Annotated in this window: 12 protein-coding genes; 5 read left to right on the top strand and 7 right to left on the bottom strand. The window is 69.9% G+C overall.

The features are described 5' to 3' along the window. Window positions 1–34: 34 nt before the first annotated feature. The gene (locus tag ACFVDO_RS12460; protein WP_378859311.1) at window positions 35–1549 is read left to right on the top strand and encodes a leucyl aminopeptidase family protein; all 1515 of its coding nucleotides are present in this window, start codon (window positions 35–37) and stop codon (window positions 1547–1549) included. Between the two features lie 165 nt (window positions 1550–1714). On the opposite strand, the gene ACFVDO_RS12465 is transcribed toward ACFVDO_RS12460, so the two are convergent. The 3 genes from ACFVDO_RS12465 to ACFVDO_RS12475 all read right to left on the bottom strand — a co-directional run bounded on the left by ACFVDO_RS12465 (window position 1715) and on the right by ACFVDO_RS12475 (window position 7404). Then, window positions 1715–2308 (bottom strand): 2'-5' RNA ligase family protein, encoded by a 594-nt coding sequence (locus ACFVDO_RS12465; RefSeq protein ID WP_378859312.1) that lies wholly within the window; start codon window positions 2306–2308, stop codon window positions 1715–1717. 132 nt (window positions 2309–2440) lie between these two features. Continuing rightward, the gene (locus ACFVDO_RS12470) at window positions 2441–4516 is read right to left on the bottom strand and encodes a YhgE/Pip family protein (RefSeq protein WP_378859313.1); all 2076 of its coding nucleotides are present in this window, start codon (window positions 4514–4516) and stop codon (window positions 2441–2443) included. Continuing rightward, entirely contained in the window at window positions 4513–7404 is a 2892-nt protein-coding gene (locus ACFVDO_RS12475) for an efflux RND transporter permease subunit (protein ID WP_378859314.1), read from the bottom strand. Before ACFVDO_RS12475 ends, ACFVDO_RS12470 begins: the two co-directional genes overlap by 4 nt. A gap of 127 nt (window positions 7405–7531) precedes the next feature. Here ACFVDO_RS12475 and ACFVDO_RS12480 point away from each other — a divergent pair, with 127 nt between their 5' ends. Next, on the top strand, window positions 7532–8155 hold the full coding sequence (locus ACFVDO_RS12480) for a TetR/AcrR family transcriptional regulator (protein WP_378859315.1): 624 nt from the start codon (window positions 7532–7534) through the stop codon (window positions 8153–8155). Between the two features lie 50 nt (window positions 8156–8205). On the opposite strand, the gene ACFVDO_RS12485 is transcribed toward ACFVDO_RS12480, so the two are convergent. The 3 genes from ACFVDO_RS12485 to ACFVDO_RS12495 form a co-directional block, all read right to left on the bottom strand. After that, window positions 8206–11097 carry a discoidin domain-containing protein gene (locus ACFVDO_RS12485; RefSeq protein WP_378886862.1) on the bottom strand — a complete coding sequence of 964 codons (2892 nt, stop codon included), beginning with the start codon at window positions 11095–11097 and terminating at the stop codon, window positions 8206–8208. Window positions 11098–11182: 85 nt separating this feature from the next. After that, complete coding sequence (locus tag ACFVDO_RS12490) at window positions 11183–12160, bottom strand: o-succinylbenzoate synthase (RefSeq protein ID WP_378886863.1); 978 nt, start codon at window positions 12158–12160, stop codon at window positions 11183–11185. A 145-nt stretch (window positions 12161–12305) separates the two neighbouring features. Beyond that, complete coding sequence (locus ACFVDO_RS12495; RefSeq protein ID WP_378859318.1) at window positions 12306–13316, bottom strand: GNAT family N-acetyltransferase; 1011 nt, start codon at window positions 13314–13316, stop codon at window positions 12306–12308. Between the two features lie 78 nt (window positions 13317–13394). On the opposite strand from ACFVDO_RS12495, the gene ACFVDO_RS12500 reads away from it, so the two are divergent. After that, window positions 13395–13730 (top strand): PadR family transcriptional regulator, encoded by a 336-nt coding sequence (locus ACFVDO_RS12500; protein WP_157312382.1) that lies wholly within the window; start codon window positions 13395–13397, stop codon window positions 13728–13730. A 2-nt stretch (window positions 13731–13732) separates the two neighbouring features. After that, complete coding sequence (locus ACFVDO_RS12505; RefSeq protein WP_378859319.1) at window positions 13733–14704, top strand: permease prefix domain 1-containing protein; 972 nt, start codon at window positions 13733–13735, stop codon at window positions 14702–14704. Between the two features lie 66 nt (window positions 14705–14770). Here ACFVDO_RS12505 and ACFVDO_RS12510 read toward each other — a convergent pair whose 3' ends face one another. Beyond that, a complete protein-coding gene (locus ACFVDO_RS12510) occupies window positions 14771–15463 on the bottom strand; it encodes a peptidylprolyl isomerase (RefSeq protein WP_378860054.1) in 693 nt (230 codons plus the stop codon). A gap of 78 nt (window positions 15464–15541) precedes the next feature. On the opposite strand from ACFVDO_RS12510, the gene ACFVDO_RS12515 reads away from it, so the two are divergent. Next, window positions 15542–16507 carry a 1,4-dihydroxy-2-naphthoyl-CoA synthase gene (locus tag ACFVDO_RS12515; RefSeq protein ID WP_378860055.1) on the top strand — a complete coding sequence of 322 codons (966 nt, stop codon included), beginning with the start codon at window positions 15542–15544 and terminating at the stop codon, window positions 16505–16507. The last annotated feature ends 12 nt before the right edge of the window (window positions 16508–16519 follow it).

The following is a 16519-nucleotide window of genomic DNA, read 5'->3' on the forward strand; positions in this document are numbered from 1 at the left end:
TTTTCCCGTCGTTCTCGACAACCAAGGAGAAGTCATGACTCGCAGTCCGAACAAGCTCATCCCCGCCGACTTCGCGACGGTGCCGGGATTGGACGCCCTGGATGCCGCCGAAGTGCGGGTGGGACCGGCAGACGGCGACGTGGGAGCGGTCGGCTTCGGCGTGTACACCGACGGCGAGGTGCCGGCCGGGCTCGGTTTCAGCCGCGAAGCGCTCGAGGCGGCCGGGTTCGACGCGAAGGCCGGCGCGACTCTCGTGCTGCCGCAGCCGGACAGGCCCGACCTGGTCGCCGTCGGACTCGGCGCGGCATCCGATTCCTCTCCCGCCGTGCTGCGCGATGCCGCGGCGGCGTTCCTGCGTGCCGCGGCACGGCACGGCCGACTGGCGCTGCAGCTCGACCTTGGCGCCGCGGACCGGGCCTCCGCTCTGACGGCGCTCGCCGAGGGCGCGCTGCTCGCGCGGTACCGGTACACGGTGCTGATCGGCGATTCGAAGCACGTGCCGCTGGAGTCGCTGACGCTGGATGCCGGTGCGGGCGACGGCGCCACGGATGCTGCCGCGGTCGCCGCGGCGCGCGTCACCGCGCGTGCGGCGATCGTCGCGCGCGATCTGGCGAACACGCCTCCCGGGCATCTGACCGCGACCGACATGGCCGAGATCGCGGCAGTGCTGGGGGAGCGGTTCGGGTTCGAGGTGACCTCCTACGACAAGGCCGGGCTGATCGAGCTCGGCTGCGGCGGCCTGCTCGGTGTGAACCAGGGCTCGGTCGAGGAGCCGCGGATGGTCGTGCTGCACTACAGGCCGGAAGGTGAGGCGAGCGGGAAACTCGGCCTGATCGGCAAGGGCATCATGTACGACTCGGGCGGCATCAGCCTGAAGCCGAGCGACCCGATGCACCTGCTGATGAAGATGGACATGGGCGGCGCAGCCGCGGTGCTCGGCGCGTTCACCGGTCTGCGCGACGCCCGCGCGACGTCCGAGGTGTTCGGCTGGCTGATGTGCACCGACAACATGCCCTCGGCCACCGCGTACAAGCTCGGCGACGTGCTCACCGCGCGCGGCGGGACGACGATCGAGGTGAAGAACACCGACGCCGAGGGGCGCATCGCGATGAGCGACGCCTTCGCCCTCGCGAACGAGCAGGACGTCGACGCGATCATCGACATCGCGACGTTGACCGGCGCGGCTCTGGTCTCGCTCGGCGGGCACGTCGCGGCGCTGCTCGGCAATGACGACCGGGTGGTCGAGCTGCTCCGCGGGTCGTCTGAGACCACCGATGAGAAGATCTGGCAGATGCCGCTGGAGCGCAAGTACCGGGCTCAGCTCGACAGCAACATCGCCGACATCTCGAACCTGGGCGGCCCCTACGGCGGCGCGATCACCGCCGCGCTGTTCCTGGACCACTTCACCGGCGGCACCCCGTGGGGGCACCTCGACATCGCCGGCACGATGCAGGTCGAGAAGGACGACTCCTGGCGCACGCAGGGCGCGACCGGCTTCGGCGCCCGCCTGCTGCTCGACCTGGCGAAGGACTTCACCGCGCCCGCCTGATCTGACCTCCTCCTTGCTCCGGTCTCACCGGTTGCGGGTGCTTCTCCGAGACACCCACAACCAGTGAGACCGGAACTGCTTTGGGGCTGGTCCTCCCTCAGTTCCGGTCTCAACGGATGTGGGTGCCTGGCAGATGGGACTCGCAACGGTTGAGACCGAAGCGGTTCAGGGAGTGCCGAGGGGAAAGACTTCGCGGTGCTCGGTGGCGTCGAAGTACGTCACGAACTCGACCTCCGCCATGGTTTCGGAGGCAGGGGAGTCGTACTCGCGGCGCATGTCGTCCGCAAGAGCGCTCCATGCCTCGGGCGTGAGCGTCTTCGCGTAGACGGTCGACAGGTGGAACGTCCAGTCGTCGAGACCGAGCTCGCCGATCCGGCGCAGATCGGTGCGGTCGAGTGCCTCGGTGAGCGACGCGTAGGCGTGCAGCAGGCCGGGCGTGCGCGCGAGTCGTGCGATCACGATCTGCCAGGGGGCGGGGAACGAGTCGACGGCGTCGAAGACCAGCTCGATCGGTTGCTGCTGCGCGGCCCATTCGCGCACCACGTCGCGCACAGCATCGATGCGCTCCGGTTCGTACAGTCCGCGCAGTGTGACGTGCGCCGCGCCGGGAAAGCGCACGGTGTCGCCGAGGCGCCGCCGTGCGCCATCCTGCACCCTGTCGAACTCGTGCATCACTGCGCCGGCGGGGCGCAGCACGATGTACTGCTGCCCGTCCAGGTCGCGGAGCTGCTCGGGGTCGGTCATGAAGTCGCGCGCCATCCGACGACGCTACCGCTGTTGCCGGGCCGCCCCGCGTCCCATGGCACCTGGATCGACTCCGCTCCGGTCTCAACGCTTGTGGGGGCTTGGCAGATGGCACCCACAAGGGGTGAGACCGGAGCTGAGGAGGGGTTAGGCCGAGGCGGTGGCGAGCACGGCCTTCGTGGAGGTCGTGCGGCGCAGCGTGACCGAGAGCGTCGTCGCGAGGAGGGAGAGCACGCCCCAGACGATCAGTCCTGCGACCGCCGTGCCGCTCGCGTCGATCAGGCCGCTCAGCGCGGGTGCGGTCGGCATGGCCGCACCGACGGATGCCAGCCAGCCGGGCACGGTGGACACAAGGCCGGTCGCCACGGCGAGAACGCCCACCAGCACGCCGATCCAGCGTCCGATCCCGCCGAACAGGGCGATCAGCGCCTGGTTCACCGCCGCGAACGAGATGCCCGCGAGCACGGCGATGCCAGCGAACGACCACCAGCGCGCGGCATCGTAGTCCGCCACGAACTGCACGATCAGCGAGACCAGCAGACCCTGCGCGGCGCCGACCAGCGCGGCGGGCCAGAAACCGCGCAGCGCCAGCATGATCGACGAGCGTCGTGAGGTGAGCACGCGCTCGGGCATCGCCCGCATCACGACGAACGAGGCCAGGGAACCGAACCACAGCACAAGGGCGACCAGCAGCGGGATGGCAGTCGCGCCGAACAGGCTCGAGGTCGCGACATTCGCCTTGACCGGGTTCGCGACGACGGAGGCGAGCGAGGTCGACTCCTTCTTGCTGAACGACGGCAGCGAGGACGCCGCGGTGTGCAGTCCGTCCGCGAGGTCGCTCGTGCCGCCGGCGAGCTGATCAAGGCCCGTGCCGAGCTTGGTGGTGCCGTCGGCGAGCTGCGTCGCACCGTCGCCGAGAGCGGTGGCGCCGGTCGCGAGGCCATCGTTGCCGGTGGCGATCTTGGACGCACCGGAGGAGAGGTCGCGAGCGCCGCCGGCTGACTGGTCGATGCCGCCGGCGATCTTGCCGAGGCCGGACGCGAGAGTGGTCGCACCGGATCCGGCGTCCTTGAGCTGCTTCGCGAGCGCGGTCTGTGTCTTGGTGAGCCCCTTCACGACACCCTTCGCGTAACCCGCGGCGGTGCCTGCGTCGACAGCCGCCGTCTTCGCCGAACCTGCCGCCGTTCCGGCATCGGTTGCTGCCTTGGCGAGGTCCTTGCAGAACGTGGAATCGGCAGGAGTGCACTGCCCGGCGAGCCCGCCGAGGGTCTGCGCGAGACCGCCGACCTGCTGAGCCGTCGTCGCGCTTGACTCCGCGGCCGTCCCGGCTTTCGCGACGACGGCGTCGGCCGCTCCGACGAGTGCGCTCACGTCGCCCTTCGGATCGGAGATCGCGGCGGCTCCGCTGGTCAGCCCGGCGCCCAGTTGGCTGACGCCTGCCTCGATCTTTCGCGTGCTGTCCGCAATCGTGTCCAGCCCGCTTCCGAGCTGGCTGGCGCCTGCCGCGACCTGCCCTGCTCCGTCGCCGAGTTGGGATGCGCCGGAGCTCAGCTGGTTCGCACCGTCGGCGAGCTTCGTGGCTCCGTCCGGCAGCTTGGCGGCGCCGTTCGCGGCATCCTGCACGCCGGAGGCCAGCTTGTCGGCGCCGTCGGCCGCCTCGCCGATCTTCGAGCCGAGGGTGTCGAAGCTGATCAGCACGTTGCTCAGCGTCGCCTCGGAGAGCATCGAGCTCATCGACGACGCCGCGACCGAGGAGATCTGGCTGGTGATGAGGTCGTCCGCGACGCGGGCGTCCTGCGGAGTGGTCACCTGGATCTGCGCCTGCTGCGCAGAGCCGCCGCCGTCGGCGATCGCCTGCCCTCCGGAGGTGGCGTTCTTCGAGAAGTCCTTCGGGATGGTCACGACCGCCTGGTAGGTGCCATCGCTGAGCCCGTCGGCGGCGTCGTCTTTGTTCGAGATGACCCAGGTGAGGTTGGAGTCCACCTCGTCGGATCCCTCGACCAGGCCGGATGCCAGTTCCCGACCGAGCGGCGTGTACTGGTCGCCCACCGTGACCGGCTCGTCGAGGTTGACGATCGCCGCAGTCATCCGGTCGAGGTTCTGCGTCGGGTTCTGCAGTGCGGCGACGAGCAGACCGCCGATGACGACGGGCAGCAGCAGCACGCCGACGATGGTCAGCCAGGTGATCGGCCGACGGGAGCGGGCGCGTTCGATGAGGGTCATGCGGTCACCTCGGTGGTCTCAGATGCGGATGCGTCTTTCCGAGCCTCCGGGCTGTCGACGACACCCCGGTCTGCGGAAGTCAGCACGGCGGGGTCTCGGCGCGAAGGCGGGGTCTCGACGGGCGTTGCGGGCTCGCGCAGGTCGACGACCGATGCGCCGTCGCGGCCGGCATCGGTCAGCAGCGCCTTTGCGACGTAGGAGTCGGCGGCCGTCGCGAACACGGCGGCGTCGGCATCGCGAAGGGCGGCCGCCACCTGATCGCGGTCGGCGCCGGAGAGTCGGTCGATCCCGTCGATGACGACGAGTTCGCTTCCGCCGCGCAGGGCGGCGGCCAGCTCGCGAGGGGCGGATGCCGCGGCGTCGACGATCACGCAGCCGACGCTCCTGCGCACCCAGGCGGCGCGCCCGGGAAGCAGGTGCCCGGCGACGCGCAGGCGTCCGGCATCCGGCTTGACGCGTCCGGCGACCGCGAGTGCGAGGGCGCGCAACTCACGGGCGTCCGCGCCTGTGGCCACCAGAGCGCCGCCGGGCGCGAGGCGCAGCGTGACGCCCTCGACGGCGGGGGTGCCGACGCCGAGTCCGTCTGCGGCCACGACGCTGTCGTCACCGGGCCAGGCGGCCAGATCGCGCTCGCGCTCGACGGCCTCACCCTCGATGTCGACGTGCGGCAGCACACGCTCCATCCAGCGCGGGATGCGCCAGGCGCGGTCGCCCAGGATCGCCATCAGCGCGGGGATCAGGGTCATGCGCACCAGGAAGGCGTCGATGGCGATACCGGCGGCGAGGCCCAGGGCGATCGGCTTGAGCGAGGAGTCGCCCTCGGGCACGAACGCGACGAACACGGCGAACATGATCAGTGCGGCGGCGGTCACCACCTTGGCCGAGCCGGTGAATCCGGTGCGGACGGCGCGGATCGCGGCATCCCGTGCGGTGGTGGCGTCCTTGGGGCCGTTCGGACGGCGGATGGCCGGGTCGTGCACGTAGTCCTCACGCATGCGCGAGACGAGGAACACCTGGTAGTCCATGGCGAGGCCGAACAACACGCCCATCAGCACGATCGGCATGAACGAGATGATCGGGCCGGTGCGTGCGACGTGCAGCAGATCGGCGAACCAGCCCCACTCGAACACCGCCGCGACGACGCCGAAGGCGGCGACGATCGACAGCAGGTATCCCAGCGCGGCGGTGATCGGCACCCAGATCGAGCGGAACACGATGGCCAGCAGGATGAGCGACAGGCCGATCACGAAGATGCCGAACGGCAGCAGCGCGGCGCCGAGCTGGTCGGAGATGTCGATCGCGACCGCGGTGAATCCGGTGACCCTCAGGTCGATGCCGTACTTGTCCAGCCATTCGTCGTGGTGCGAGCGCAGTTCACGCACGAGGTCGGCGGTCTTCGGGTCATCCGGCGCCGTGGTCGGCACGATCTGCACGATGCCGGTGTCGGCGGTCTCGTTCGGGGTGGCCAGCGGCACCGTGGCGACGCCGGGGAGTCCTGCGACCTCGTCGCCGAGGTCCTGCATGAGGTTCAGCGGATCCTTCGACGTGACGATGGTTCCGGTGAGGATCAGCGGGCCGTTGAAGCCGGGCCCGAAGTGCTCGGCGGTGAGGTCGTAGTTCACACGCGCCTCTGAGCCCTGCGGCAGCTGGCCGGCGTTCGGCAGCGCGAGGTTCAGACTCAGCGCGGGCACCGCGACGATGCCCAGTCCCAGCACGACGGCGATCGACACGACCACCGGATGCTTGGTCACGCCGCCCACCCAGCGCTGGCTGAAGGAGCGCCGTCCTTCGTCTCGCTTCGCTCGCTCAGGATCCGGTACTTCGGTCCCTGAGCGAGCGGAGCGAGACGAAGGGGCCTTCTTCGGCCGCCCGGCGACCCGCCCCTTCATGAAGCCGAGGAGGGCGGGCGTGAGTGTCACGGCGATCGCGACGGCGATCGCGACGGCCACGGACGCCGCGATGCCCATGGTCGTCAGGAACGGGATGCCGGCGAAGCCGAGCCCGATCAGGGCGATGAGCACGGTGACGCCGGCGAACACGACGGCGGAGCCGGCGGTGCCCACGGAGCGGGCGGCGGACTCCTCCGGATCGACGCCCGCTCTGACCTGATCCTGGTGTCGCGCGACGATGAACAGGGAGTAGTCGATGCCGACCGCAAGTCCCAGCATGAGCGCCAGCAGCGGCGTGGTCGACGAGACGGTCGCGAAGGCGGTGGCGGCGAAGATGCCGGCCATCGAGATTCCCACCCCGAGGAGCGCGGTGACCAGCGGGAGGCCGGCGACCACGAACGACCGGAACGTGACGATCAGCACGAGCAGCGCGATGATCAGGCCGACCGCCTCGGTGAGCGTGACGGTGGGGATGGACATGGCGAACAGGTCGCCGCCGAGTGCGGTCTCGGAGCCCTTCGGCAGCTCGTCGCCGAGGTCGCTCACGACCCCCTCCAGCTCGGCCTTGGCCTCGGGCGTGACGTCGGTGGACTGGCCTTCGAACTGCAGTCGGACGATGGCGGCGCTGTCGTCGTCACTGATCATGCCGTCGATGTTCTCGTCGTAGGGCGAGGTGACGGCGAGGACGCCGTCGACCTTCTCGAGCTCGGAGACCGTGTTCTCGATGTCGGCCTTGTACGGGGCGTCCGTGACCTTGTCGCCGTCCGCTGCGACCACGATGAACTGCGCGTTCGTGCCGCTGACCTGGGGGAAGGTGCGGGAGAGCTGCTCGAGGCCCGCCTGTGACTCGGTGCCGGGGATCGAGAACGTGTTGTCGGTGCCTGCGCCGAGCACGAGGGCGCCGCCGCCGGCGATGCCGAGCACCAGCAGCCATGACACGAGCACGCGCCAGGGGTGGCGGAACGACCAGCGTCCGAGCGAGGACAGCAGAGTGGACACGGGGCCTCCCCAGGCGGTTGGATGCATTCGTGCACTCGATACAGACGTGTATTGAGTACGTCAATGCATCGTATTCCCAGATGTTCGTGAGAGCCTGTGTGTCAGGTGTGAAAGGAAGGTGCAGTCCGTGACGACGATCGCGACCCGCAGCCGCGAGAACACGCGCGCCCGTCTTCTCGAGGCGGCGGCGCAGGTGTTCGCCGAGGTCGGCCTCGAAGGGGCGACGGTCGAAGTGGTGTGCGACCGCGCCGGGTTCACCCGTGGCGCGTTCTACTCGAACTTCGCCTCGAAGGACGAACTGTTCCTCACGCTGGCAGCCTCTGTCGGCGAGGCCCGCGTGAACGCCGTGCGCGAGCGCGTGCAGCAGATGACCGATTCTGGGGCGCTGGCGCTCGACGACCCGGTGTCACTGGTGCAGCAGGTGATGGACTCGGCCGGTGACGACCGGCTCGGGGTCATGCTCATGAGCGAGATCCGGATCCGCGCGCTCCGCGACGCGGAGTTCGGTGCGGCCTACCTGGCGGGGGAGCGCGAGATGGTCGCGGGCATCGCCCGCATCATCACCGACATCGTCGACCAGGAGTGCCTGAACCTGCGCACGGATGCCGAGGAGACTGCGCGTCTGCTCATGATCGTGTGGGAGGGCATGACCGTTCGCGGCGCGATGGGCGGTGCCGACGACGAGCAGCTCCGTCAGACCGGCAGCGCCGAGCTCGGCCGCCTGGTGTCGCTGCTGTTGGCGCAGCCCTGACATGCGGATGCGGGTGAGGCGGCACGCCCCACCCGCATCCGACCCTGCGGTCAGCGCTTGCCGGCGCTCACCGTTCCACCGACGTTGCCGTGCACGTCCGTCGAGCGTGCCTCGACGAAGTGCGGTCCGGGTCGGGTCGACACGGTCACGCTCTCGCCCGCCGCGACGGTCGCCCAGGCGCCGCCGTCGACGCGCATCTCGACGGTGCCGATTGCACTGAACCCGTCCTTCGCCGTGATGACGGCGGTCAGCGGGTTCTTACCCGTGGCCACGCCGTTCGACCGCGACAGGTCGATCCGCGTCACCGGGCCGACCGTGTCGACGCCGAGCTCCGCGTAGCCGGAGACCTGCGTCTTGCCGACCGCGGCGCGGTATTCGAGCAGACGCCGACCCTCGCCACTCACCTCGACATCGCCGGATGCCGGTACGGCGAACCAGTCTCCGCCGTCGAGGCGGTACTCGAGGCCGGATGCCGGGCCGTCACTGCCCAGCGCGGCGATGTGCACCGGCACCGCTGCGCCGAAGACACCGTCCGCGTCGGACGTCGCCGTGGTGGTGGCGAGGATCTCGGCCGTGGCGCCGGCCGGGCGCGGGATCGTCACGTCGATGATGGACAGATACGGGCTCATGTTCTTGCCCGTGACCAGCACCCGCACGTATCGGGCACTGACCGCGTCGAAGCTCACCGAGTCCGCACGGCTCTTGCCGGTCGCGGCGGGCATGCCCGAGCGCTCGGCGACGGTGCGCCAGGTCGTGCCGTCGTCGCCCACCTGCACGGAGTACGCGCTGGCGGCGGCTGCCTCCCAGAGGATGTCGATCCGGTCGAGGTTCTGCTTCGCGCCCAGGTCGATCGCCAGCCACGGCTGCGCGACGTACGACGCCGACCACCGGGTGGCGGGGTTGCCGTCGATCGCGTCCGCGGCGGGGGTGCCTGCGGCCTCATCGCCGGATGAGGTCGCCGTGGCACCGGCGGTGAGCGGCGTCGGACCGTAGACGCGAAGCGCCCAGGCGGAGATGGCGTCGCCGCCGCTCTCGATGCCGGTCAGGGCGACGTAGCGGGCCTTCGTGCCGCGCAGGTCGACGGCGCCGGCACCGCCGGTCGCCTCGTCGGCGACCTGCCAGAACCGCCCGTCGACCGAGGTCGCCACGCGGAAGGATGCCGGCGCCGTTCCTGCCCAGTCGACCTCGAGGCGTCCCACAGACTGCGCCTCGCCCAGGTCGACGCGCAGGTCGGCGGTCTTGGCGGAGGTCGTCCAGCGCGTGAGGCTTCGGCCGTCCGTGAGGAAGGCGGGATCGCTGCCTTCGTCCGTCGAGCTCGCGTTGGCCTTCACCCCGAAGGACAGCTCGCCCGGCGCAGCGGCGCCGGTCTGCTCGATCACGCCCAGGTCGGGCCCGCGCCCGATGCGCGACACGTCGGAGGTGAAGTCCGCGTAGGAGCGGGACGGGTTCTTCGCCGTCCAGGTCTTCTGCGCGATCACCGGGAACGAGTCGCGGATGAGCCCGTGCACGTCGAGCTCGGTGTAGTCGCGGTCGACGAGGTCGTTCCACACCGCGAACATGGCGCCCTCAGGGCCGCCGGCGGGGACGGTGTCCTGCGAGGAGAGCCGGTTGGGCTGCCAAGAGGCGTAGAGGCTCGCGTTGTTCAGGCCGCTGCCGTGGTAGTAGTCGGCGAACGGCACGACGTACAGCGTGCCGTCGTTGGTGTTGATGTAGCGGTAGCCGTCGGCCTCGGCCGCCTTCATCCCGTACCAGCCGTCGTTCCAGGTGTTGATGATGACGTCACGGTCATAGCCGTCCGCGTTGCCGTTCATCACGGTCATGCTGCCCCAGGCGCGGGGCTGCTTTCCGAGGCCGCGGACGTGCTCGGCCATCGCGTTGAAGAAGTCTCGGTACTGGGTCGCGTACTGGCGCGGGTACTCGTCGGCGCCGTAGTGCAGGTCGGGGCCCTCGAACCACGGGGCGAACTCGTCGAAGACGCTCTTGATCACCTCGGTGGTCGCGGGCTTCGTGAGGTCGAGGTGATCGGAGTCGCCGCCGTTGAGCCCGAGCTCGGGCTTCCACTTGATGAACGCGAGGGAGTGCGCGGGGACGTCGATCTCGGGGATGATCTGCACCTGATGCGCGGCCGCGGTGTCCTCGAAGGATTTCCAGTCCGTGCGGGTGTACGCGCCGTCGTCCGAGGCGAGTCCCGCGAAAGCGGGGTTGTCGGATTTCAGCCGGAAGCCCGCGTAGCCGTCCTGCCAGCCGGTCGACGGCCGTGCGATCTGGTTGTCGTTGAGGTGGATCTGGAAGTTGTTGAGCTTGTACCAGCTCATCATCGAGATGTAGTCGCGCACGAAGTCCGCTGTGAAGAAGCGCCGGCCGACGTCGAGAGTGAAGCCGCGCACCGCGTAGTCCGGCCAGTCCGCCGACTCGCCGCGCGGCAGAGTGCTCCGGCTGTCGGTTCCGGCGAGGATCTGCAGGACGGAGCGGGTGCCGTAGAAGACGCCGGTCGTGCTGGGCGCCGTGATCTCCACTCGATCCGCGATCGCGAGGTCGTAGCCCTCCTTCGTGAAGCGCTCGCCGCCATCCGCGTTCGTCACGGCTGCGTCCAGGTCGAGCACGATGTCGCCGGCGCGGGCCCCGGAGGTCACGACATCGGGGGCCATCCCGGTGACGTCGTCGAGGTCTCCGGCGAACTGCGCGGCGACGTCGGCGAGCTCGGGGCCGGCCACGATGCGTGTGGTGGAGCTGAGCTTGAGCGCTCCGGACCCGCCGGTCCAGGTCTTCAGCGCCGGCACCACAGCGGGTGCCGGATTGGCGTCGGCCGCGACGGTGGCGGTCGCCGCGGAGGCTGTAGTCGGGGCGATCAGGGCTGTAGCTGCGAGGGAGACGGCGAGTGCGAGCCCAGCGGGGCCCGTGACCGTCCTACGTCGTTGTAGGGGCATGATCTTCCTGTTCATTGTTTGTTAGCTATACAAACGAAACTGGTTCGATCGATACCGTACGGGAGCGCAAGTGGCCCGTCAATGATTCTTGATGATTGTTTTACTGATCGGCAAGCAGAGAGTGGCATCGCTGCAGTCGCGCTAGCCACCAATCCCGGCGCTCCGCAGGCGCCGCCAGACGCTCCAGCGCAGCGGCGTCCGGCACGACGCGCGCGGCGCTGACCGAGCCGGCAACAGGGCGGGCATCCGCGACGTCGTCGGCGAACAGCGACGCGGTGCCGAGTCCGCAGTCGTAGTCCAGCGTCGGCAGCGCGGCCGCCAGCGCAGCACCCTGCGCGAGCCCGACGGCGGTGTCGAGCGCGCTCGACACGACGGCCGGCAGCCCGGCATCCGCCACGATCTGCAGCGCGCGCCGGATGCCGCCCAGCGGCTGCGCCTTGATGATGATCAGGTCTGCTGCCTTCGCCTGAGCGACCGCGAGCGGATCGCTCGCCTTGCGGACGCTCTCGTCGGCGGCGATCGGGATGCCCATGTACTTCACGCGCCGTCGCAGCTCGGCCAGCTCGTCGACGGTGGCGCAGGGCTGCTCGGCGTACTCCAGGTCGTAGGCGGCCAGGGCATGCAGGGCGTGCTCGGCCTCGTCGACGTTCCAGCCGGCGTTCGCGTCGATGCGGATGCGGCCCTCCGGCCCCATCGCCTCGCGCACCGCGCGCACGCGGGCGACGTCGTCCGCGAGGCTCTGGCCGCGCTCGGCGACCTTGACCTTGGCCGTGCGGCATCCGTCGAAGCGGGCCAGCACTTCGGCGACGCGGGTCGCCTCGATCGCGGGGATCGTCGCGTTCACGGGGATGCGGTCGCGCAGCGGCGCGGGCTGCTCGTTCCAGGCGAAGTCGATCGAGGCGGCGAGCCAGGTCGCTGCCTCGGCGTCGTCGTACTCGACGAAGGGGGAGAACTCCGCCCAGCCCTGCGGGCCCTCGAAGAGCAGGGCCTCGCGCACATCCACCCCGCGGAACCGGGTGTGCATCGGCAGGGCGACAACGCGGGCGGTGGAGAGGATGTCGGCGAGCGGCGGCTGCATGCGTCCATCATGCCGCGCCGGACGTCCTTCGTCTCGCTGCGCTCGCTCAGGAGCCGGGGGCTCGCTGCGCTCGCGCATGAGCCGGGGGTCTCGCTGCGCTCGCTCAGGAGCCGGGGTCTCGCTGCGAGCGCTCAGCCGCCTGGTGTCAGATCCGCTTCTGAAGCTCGGCCATGCGGGCGGTGGGCACGAAGCCCAGCCGGGTGTTCACGGCGAGCATGTGCGTGTTCGACTCCGCGTTGAACGTGTAGATGCGTGGGGTGTGCGGTGAGTCGCGCTGCAGCATCCGCAGGTTCGCGAGCTTCACCCGCATCCCCAGTCGGTGCCCGCGGTCCTCGCGGCGCACCAGCGTGCCCCACTGATACGCGTTGCCGTCGTCGCCGGAGACGACGATCTGGGTGTAGGCGGCGACTCCGCCGTCCGGGGCGAGCGCGACCGTGCCGAACGAGGTGCGATTCTGCCTCGCGATCAGCCTCTCATCGGCGCGGAAGTCGGCGACGTCCGCGGATGCCGCCTCGATGTCGAGGTCGCCCATGGGGGCCTCGGTGTCGAGCAGGGCGTCGAGCGCGGACCACTCCGCGACGAACTCCTCGGGGACCGGGCCGTGCCACGAACGCAGCTCATAGCCGTCGGATGCCGGAGTCTCGGCGAGCAGCTCGTCGATCAGGGCCTCCGGCACCGGAAGCTCCAGTCGGTTCTGCAGGTCGCCGATCGCAATCTCGAAGCCGTGCCGCCGCGCGAACTCGCGGTTCGGCTGCCCGGCGCCGTCGGCGGGAGCGGATGCGGGCCACAGGATGTCCGCCCGCATCGTCGTGCGTCCGGCCTCGATCGCGTCTGCCTCGACGCGCGCGAGCAGCGCGGTGCCGATGCCCTGCCGCCGGTGCTGCGGTGGGATGTTCACTCCGATGCCGGCGGAGTGCAGGTTGTCCTTGAGCGAGCGGGTGAGCGAGCCCGATCCGACGACGGCACCGTCCTGGGCGGCGATGTAGGCGCGCGTCTCGGAGGTGCCCGTGCGCTCCTGCAGCTCAGCGCGCCGCTCCTCCCTCGACCACACCAGCGCATGCTCGCCCATGTCGGCGCGGCGGGCCTCCGCGTACGCGTCCCACCAGGCGTCCACGGCGTCGTCGTCGAACGGGTCGACGGTCACGATCTCCAGCATCCCCCCATCCTGCCCGCGCTGATGCGCACGATATCGGGGTCTTGACAATAGTGTGCGTCGCACAATATAGTGATCGACATGAACGACAGCGAGTTCGACACCCATCTGCAGGAACTGCGGCGCGGCACGATCGTGCTCGCCAGCCTGCAGCTGCTGCGCGAGCCGGGGTACGGCTACGGTCTGCTCGAGCAGCTCGCTGAGGCCGGGTTCCCGACCGACGCGAACACGCTCTACCCCCTGCTGCGCCGTCTCGAGAAGCAGGGCTATCTCGACAGCGAGTGGAACACCGAAGAGGCGCGTCCGCGCAAGTTCTACCGCACCTCGGCGTCGGGCATCCGCCTCGCCGACACCCTCACTCAGGAGGTCGCGGTCATCGCTGCGGCCACGGCCGCCCTCATCGAAGGGGAGGACTGATCATGACCACCACCGCTTCCTACGCCGAGCGCTACGTCAGCGCCGTCGCCCGCGCCCTGCCCACAGCGGCGCGCCCCGAGATCCTCGCGGAGGTCGAGGCCTCGATCGCCGAGCAGGTCGAGCCCCGTGTCGAGCAGGGCGAAGCGCGCGACGAGGCTGAGCGGGCAGTCGTCGCCGAGCTCGGCGAGCCGATCGCCTACGCGGCATCCCTCATCGACCGTCCGATGTGGCTGATCGGGCCCCGCTACTACGCGGCGTGGCTGCGACTGCTCCGCCTGCTGCTGTGGACGGTGCCGGCCGTCGCGACCGCCGGGGTCGTGATCGGACAGGTCGTCGCCGAGGCGTCGATCGGCGAGATCTTCGGCCAGGGCATCGCGACCCTGCTCAGCGTGATCGTGCACGTGAGCTTCTGGACCACCCTGGTCTTCTTCGTGCTCGAGCGCACTGGATCCACCGGAGACACCATCCTGGAGTGGAACCCCGACCAGCTGCCGCAGCCGAGCAGTGATACGGCGGCTCGCGGCGACCTGATCGGGTCGCTCGTCATGCTCGGCATCTTCGCCGGTGCGCTGCTCTGGGACCACTTCCGCGGCTTCGTGCCCGGCGACGAGGTGCTCCCGATCATCAACCCCGACCTCTGGCCGTGGTGGATGGGGCTGGTGTTCCTGCTGATCATCGCCGAGGCCGTGTTCGCGATCGTCGTCTACGCGCGCGGTCGCTGGACGATGGCACTGGCCTGGGTCAACTTCGCCATCGCGATCAGCGTGATGAGCCTGGGACTCACCGCTCTGGGGCGCGGAGTGCTCTACAACCCGGAGTTCGTCAACGACGTCTTCACGGTGAACGGCGTGACCGGCGAGGCGACGGCGGTGCTCGCCGCGCTGACCGGCATCGTCATCGCGGGCATCGGCATCTGGGACATCGTCGACGGCTTCGTCAAGGCGCGCAGGGCACGGCTGAGCTGGCAACGCTGAGCTGACAGAAGAACGGCACGGATGCCGGGAACTCATGTTCCCGGCATCCGTGCCGTTCTCGTTCGGTCAGTTCTGCGTGACCGAAAGCAGGGTCACCGGGGTCTTGGGTGCGCCGTCGGGGCCGCCGTCCTTGGTGCCTGCGGCGCCGATGCCGGCGACGATCTTGGTGCTGGCGTCGTCGAGGTGACCGAAGACGGTGTAGTTCGGCGGCAGCTGGCTGTCGGCGTAGACGACGAAGAACTGCGAGCCGTTGGTGTTCGGGCCGGCGTTGGCCATCGCGAGCGTGCCCGCGCCGTAGGTCTCGGAGCCGTCCAACTCGTCGGCGAAGGAGTACCCGGGGCCGCCGGAGCCGGTGCCTGTCGGGTCGCCGCACTGCAGCACGAAGATGCCCTGCGTGGTGAGGCGATGGCACTGCGTGCCGTCGAAGTAGCCCTGCTTGCCGAGTGAGAGGAAGCTGTTCACCGTGCACGGCGTCTTGTCGGCGTCGAGCGTGACGGCGAGGTCGCCGGCGCTGGTCTTGATGGTCGCCGACACTTCACCGGTCGCGGTCGGTTCGGCGTCGGGCGCCTTGGCGTCCTTAGCGGCCTGGCCGTCGGCCGGGTACTGGCAGGTGCCGGATGCGGCGTCGGCGGAGGACGACGGCGCAGGGGCGGATGCCGGATCGGACGCCGGGTTCGAGGCGCAGCCGGCCAGCGCCAGTGCTGCGGCCGCGGTGAGGGCGAGAAGGGAACGACGGAGAAGAGTAGGAGTCAGACGCACGCCCACGATCGTACGTGACGTGGCTTTGATCCCCGCGGAACAGACAGGCAGTCGCAGCGGCGGAATAGGCTGGATGCCGTGACCGACGACTTCGTCTCCGATATCTTCGACCCCTCTGAGTGGGTCCTCGCCCCCGGCGCCGAGGGGTACACCGACATCACCGCGCATGTGTCGCGCGACGGGCGCATCGCGCGGATCGCGTTCGATCGCCCCGAGGTGCGCAACGCGTTCCGCCCGCACACGGTCGACGAGCTGTACCGCGCACTCGACATCGCCCGGCAGGACCCGCGCATCGGCGTGGTGCTGCTGACCGGCAACGGCCCGAGCCCGAAGGACGGCGGCTGGGCGTTCTGCTCCGGCGGCGACCAGCGCATCCGCGGCCGGGACGGGTACAAGTACAGCGACTCCGAAGAGTCGGTCGTTGAGCGCCCTTCGTCTCGCTCCGCTCGCTCAGGAACCGCGGTTGAGCGAGACGAAACGTCGGCGCGCGCCGGCCGGCTGCACATCCTCGAGGTGCAGCGGCTGATCCGCTTCATGCCGAAGGTGGTCATCGCGGTCGTGCCGGGCTGGGCGGCCGGTGGCGGGCACTCGCTGCACATCGTGTGCGACCTGACCATCGCGTCCCGCGAGCACGGCCGGTTCAAGCAGACCGATGCCGACGTGGGCAGCTTCGACGCCGGCTACGGCTCGGCGTACATGGCGCGTCAGGTCGGTCAGAAGTTCGCCCGCGAGGTGTTCTTCCTCGCCGAGGAGTACTCCGCCGATCGGGCGTACGAGATGGGCGCGGTCAACCGCGTGGTCCCGCACGCCGACCTCGAGAGGGAGGCTGTCTCGATGGCGCGCACGATCCTCACGAAGAGCCCCACGGCCATCCGCATGCTGAAGTTCGCGTTCAACGCGGTCGACGACGGCATGGTCGGCCAGCAGGTGTTCGCAGGCGAGGCCACGAGGCTGGCGTACGGCACCGACGAGGCCGTCGAGGGCCGCGACTCCTTCCTCGAGAAGCGCGACCCCGACTGGTCGGCTTTCCCGTACCACTACTGAGCAGCCATGTTC

The sequence above is a fragment of the Microbacterium sp. NPDC057741 genome, from assembly GCF_042798735.1.
Classification (GTDB): Bacteria; Actinomycetota; Actinomycetes; order Actinomycetales; family Microbacteriaceae; genus Microbacterium.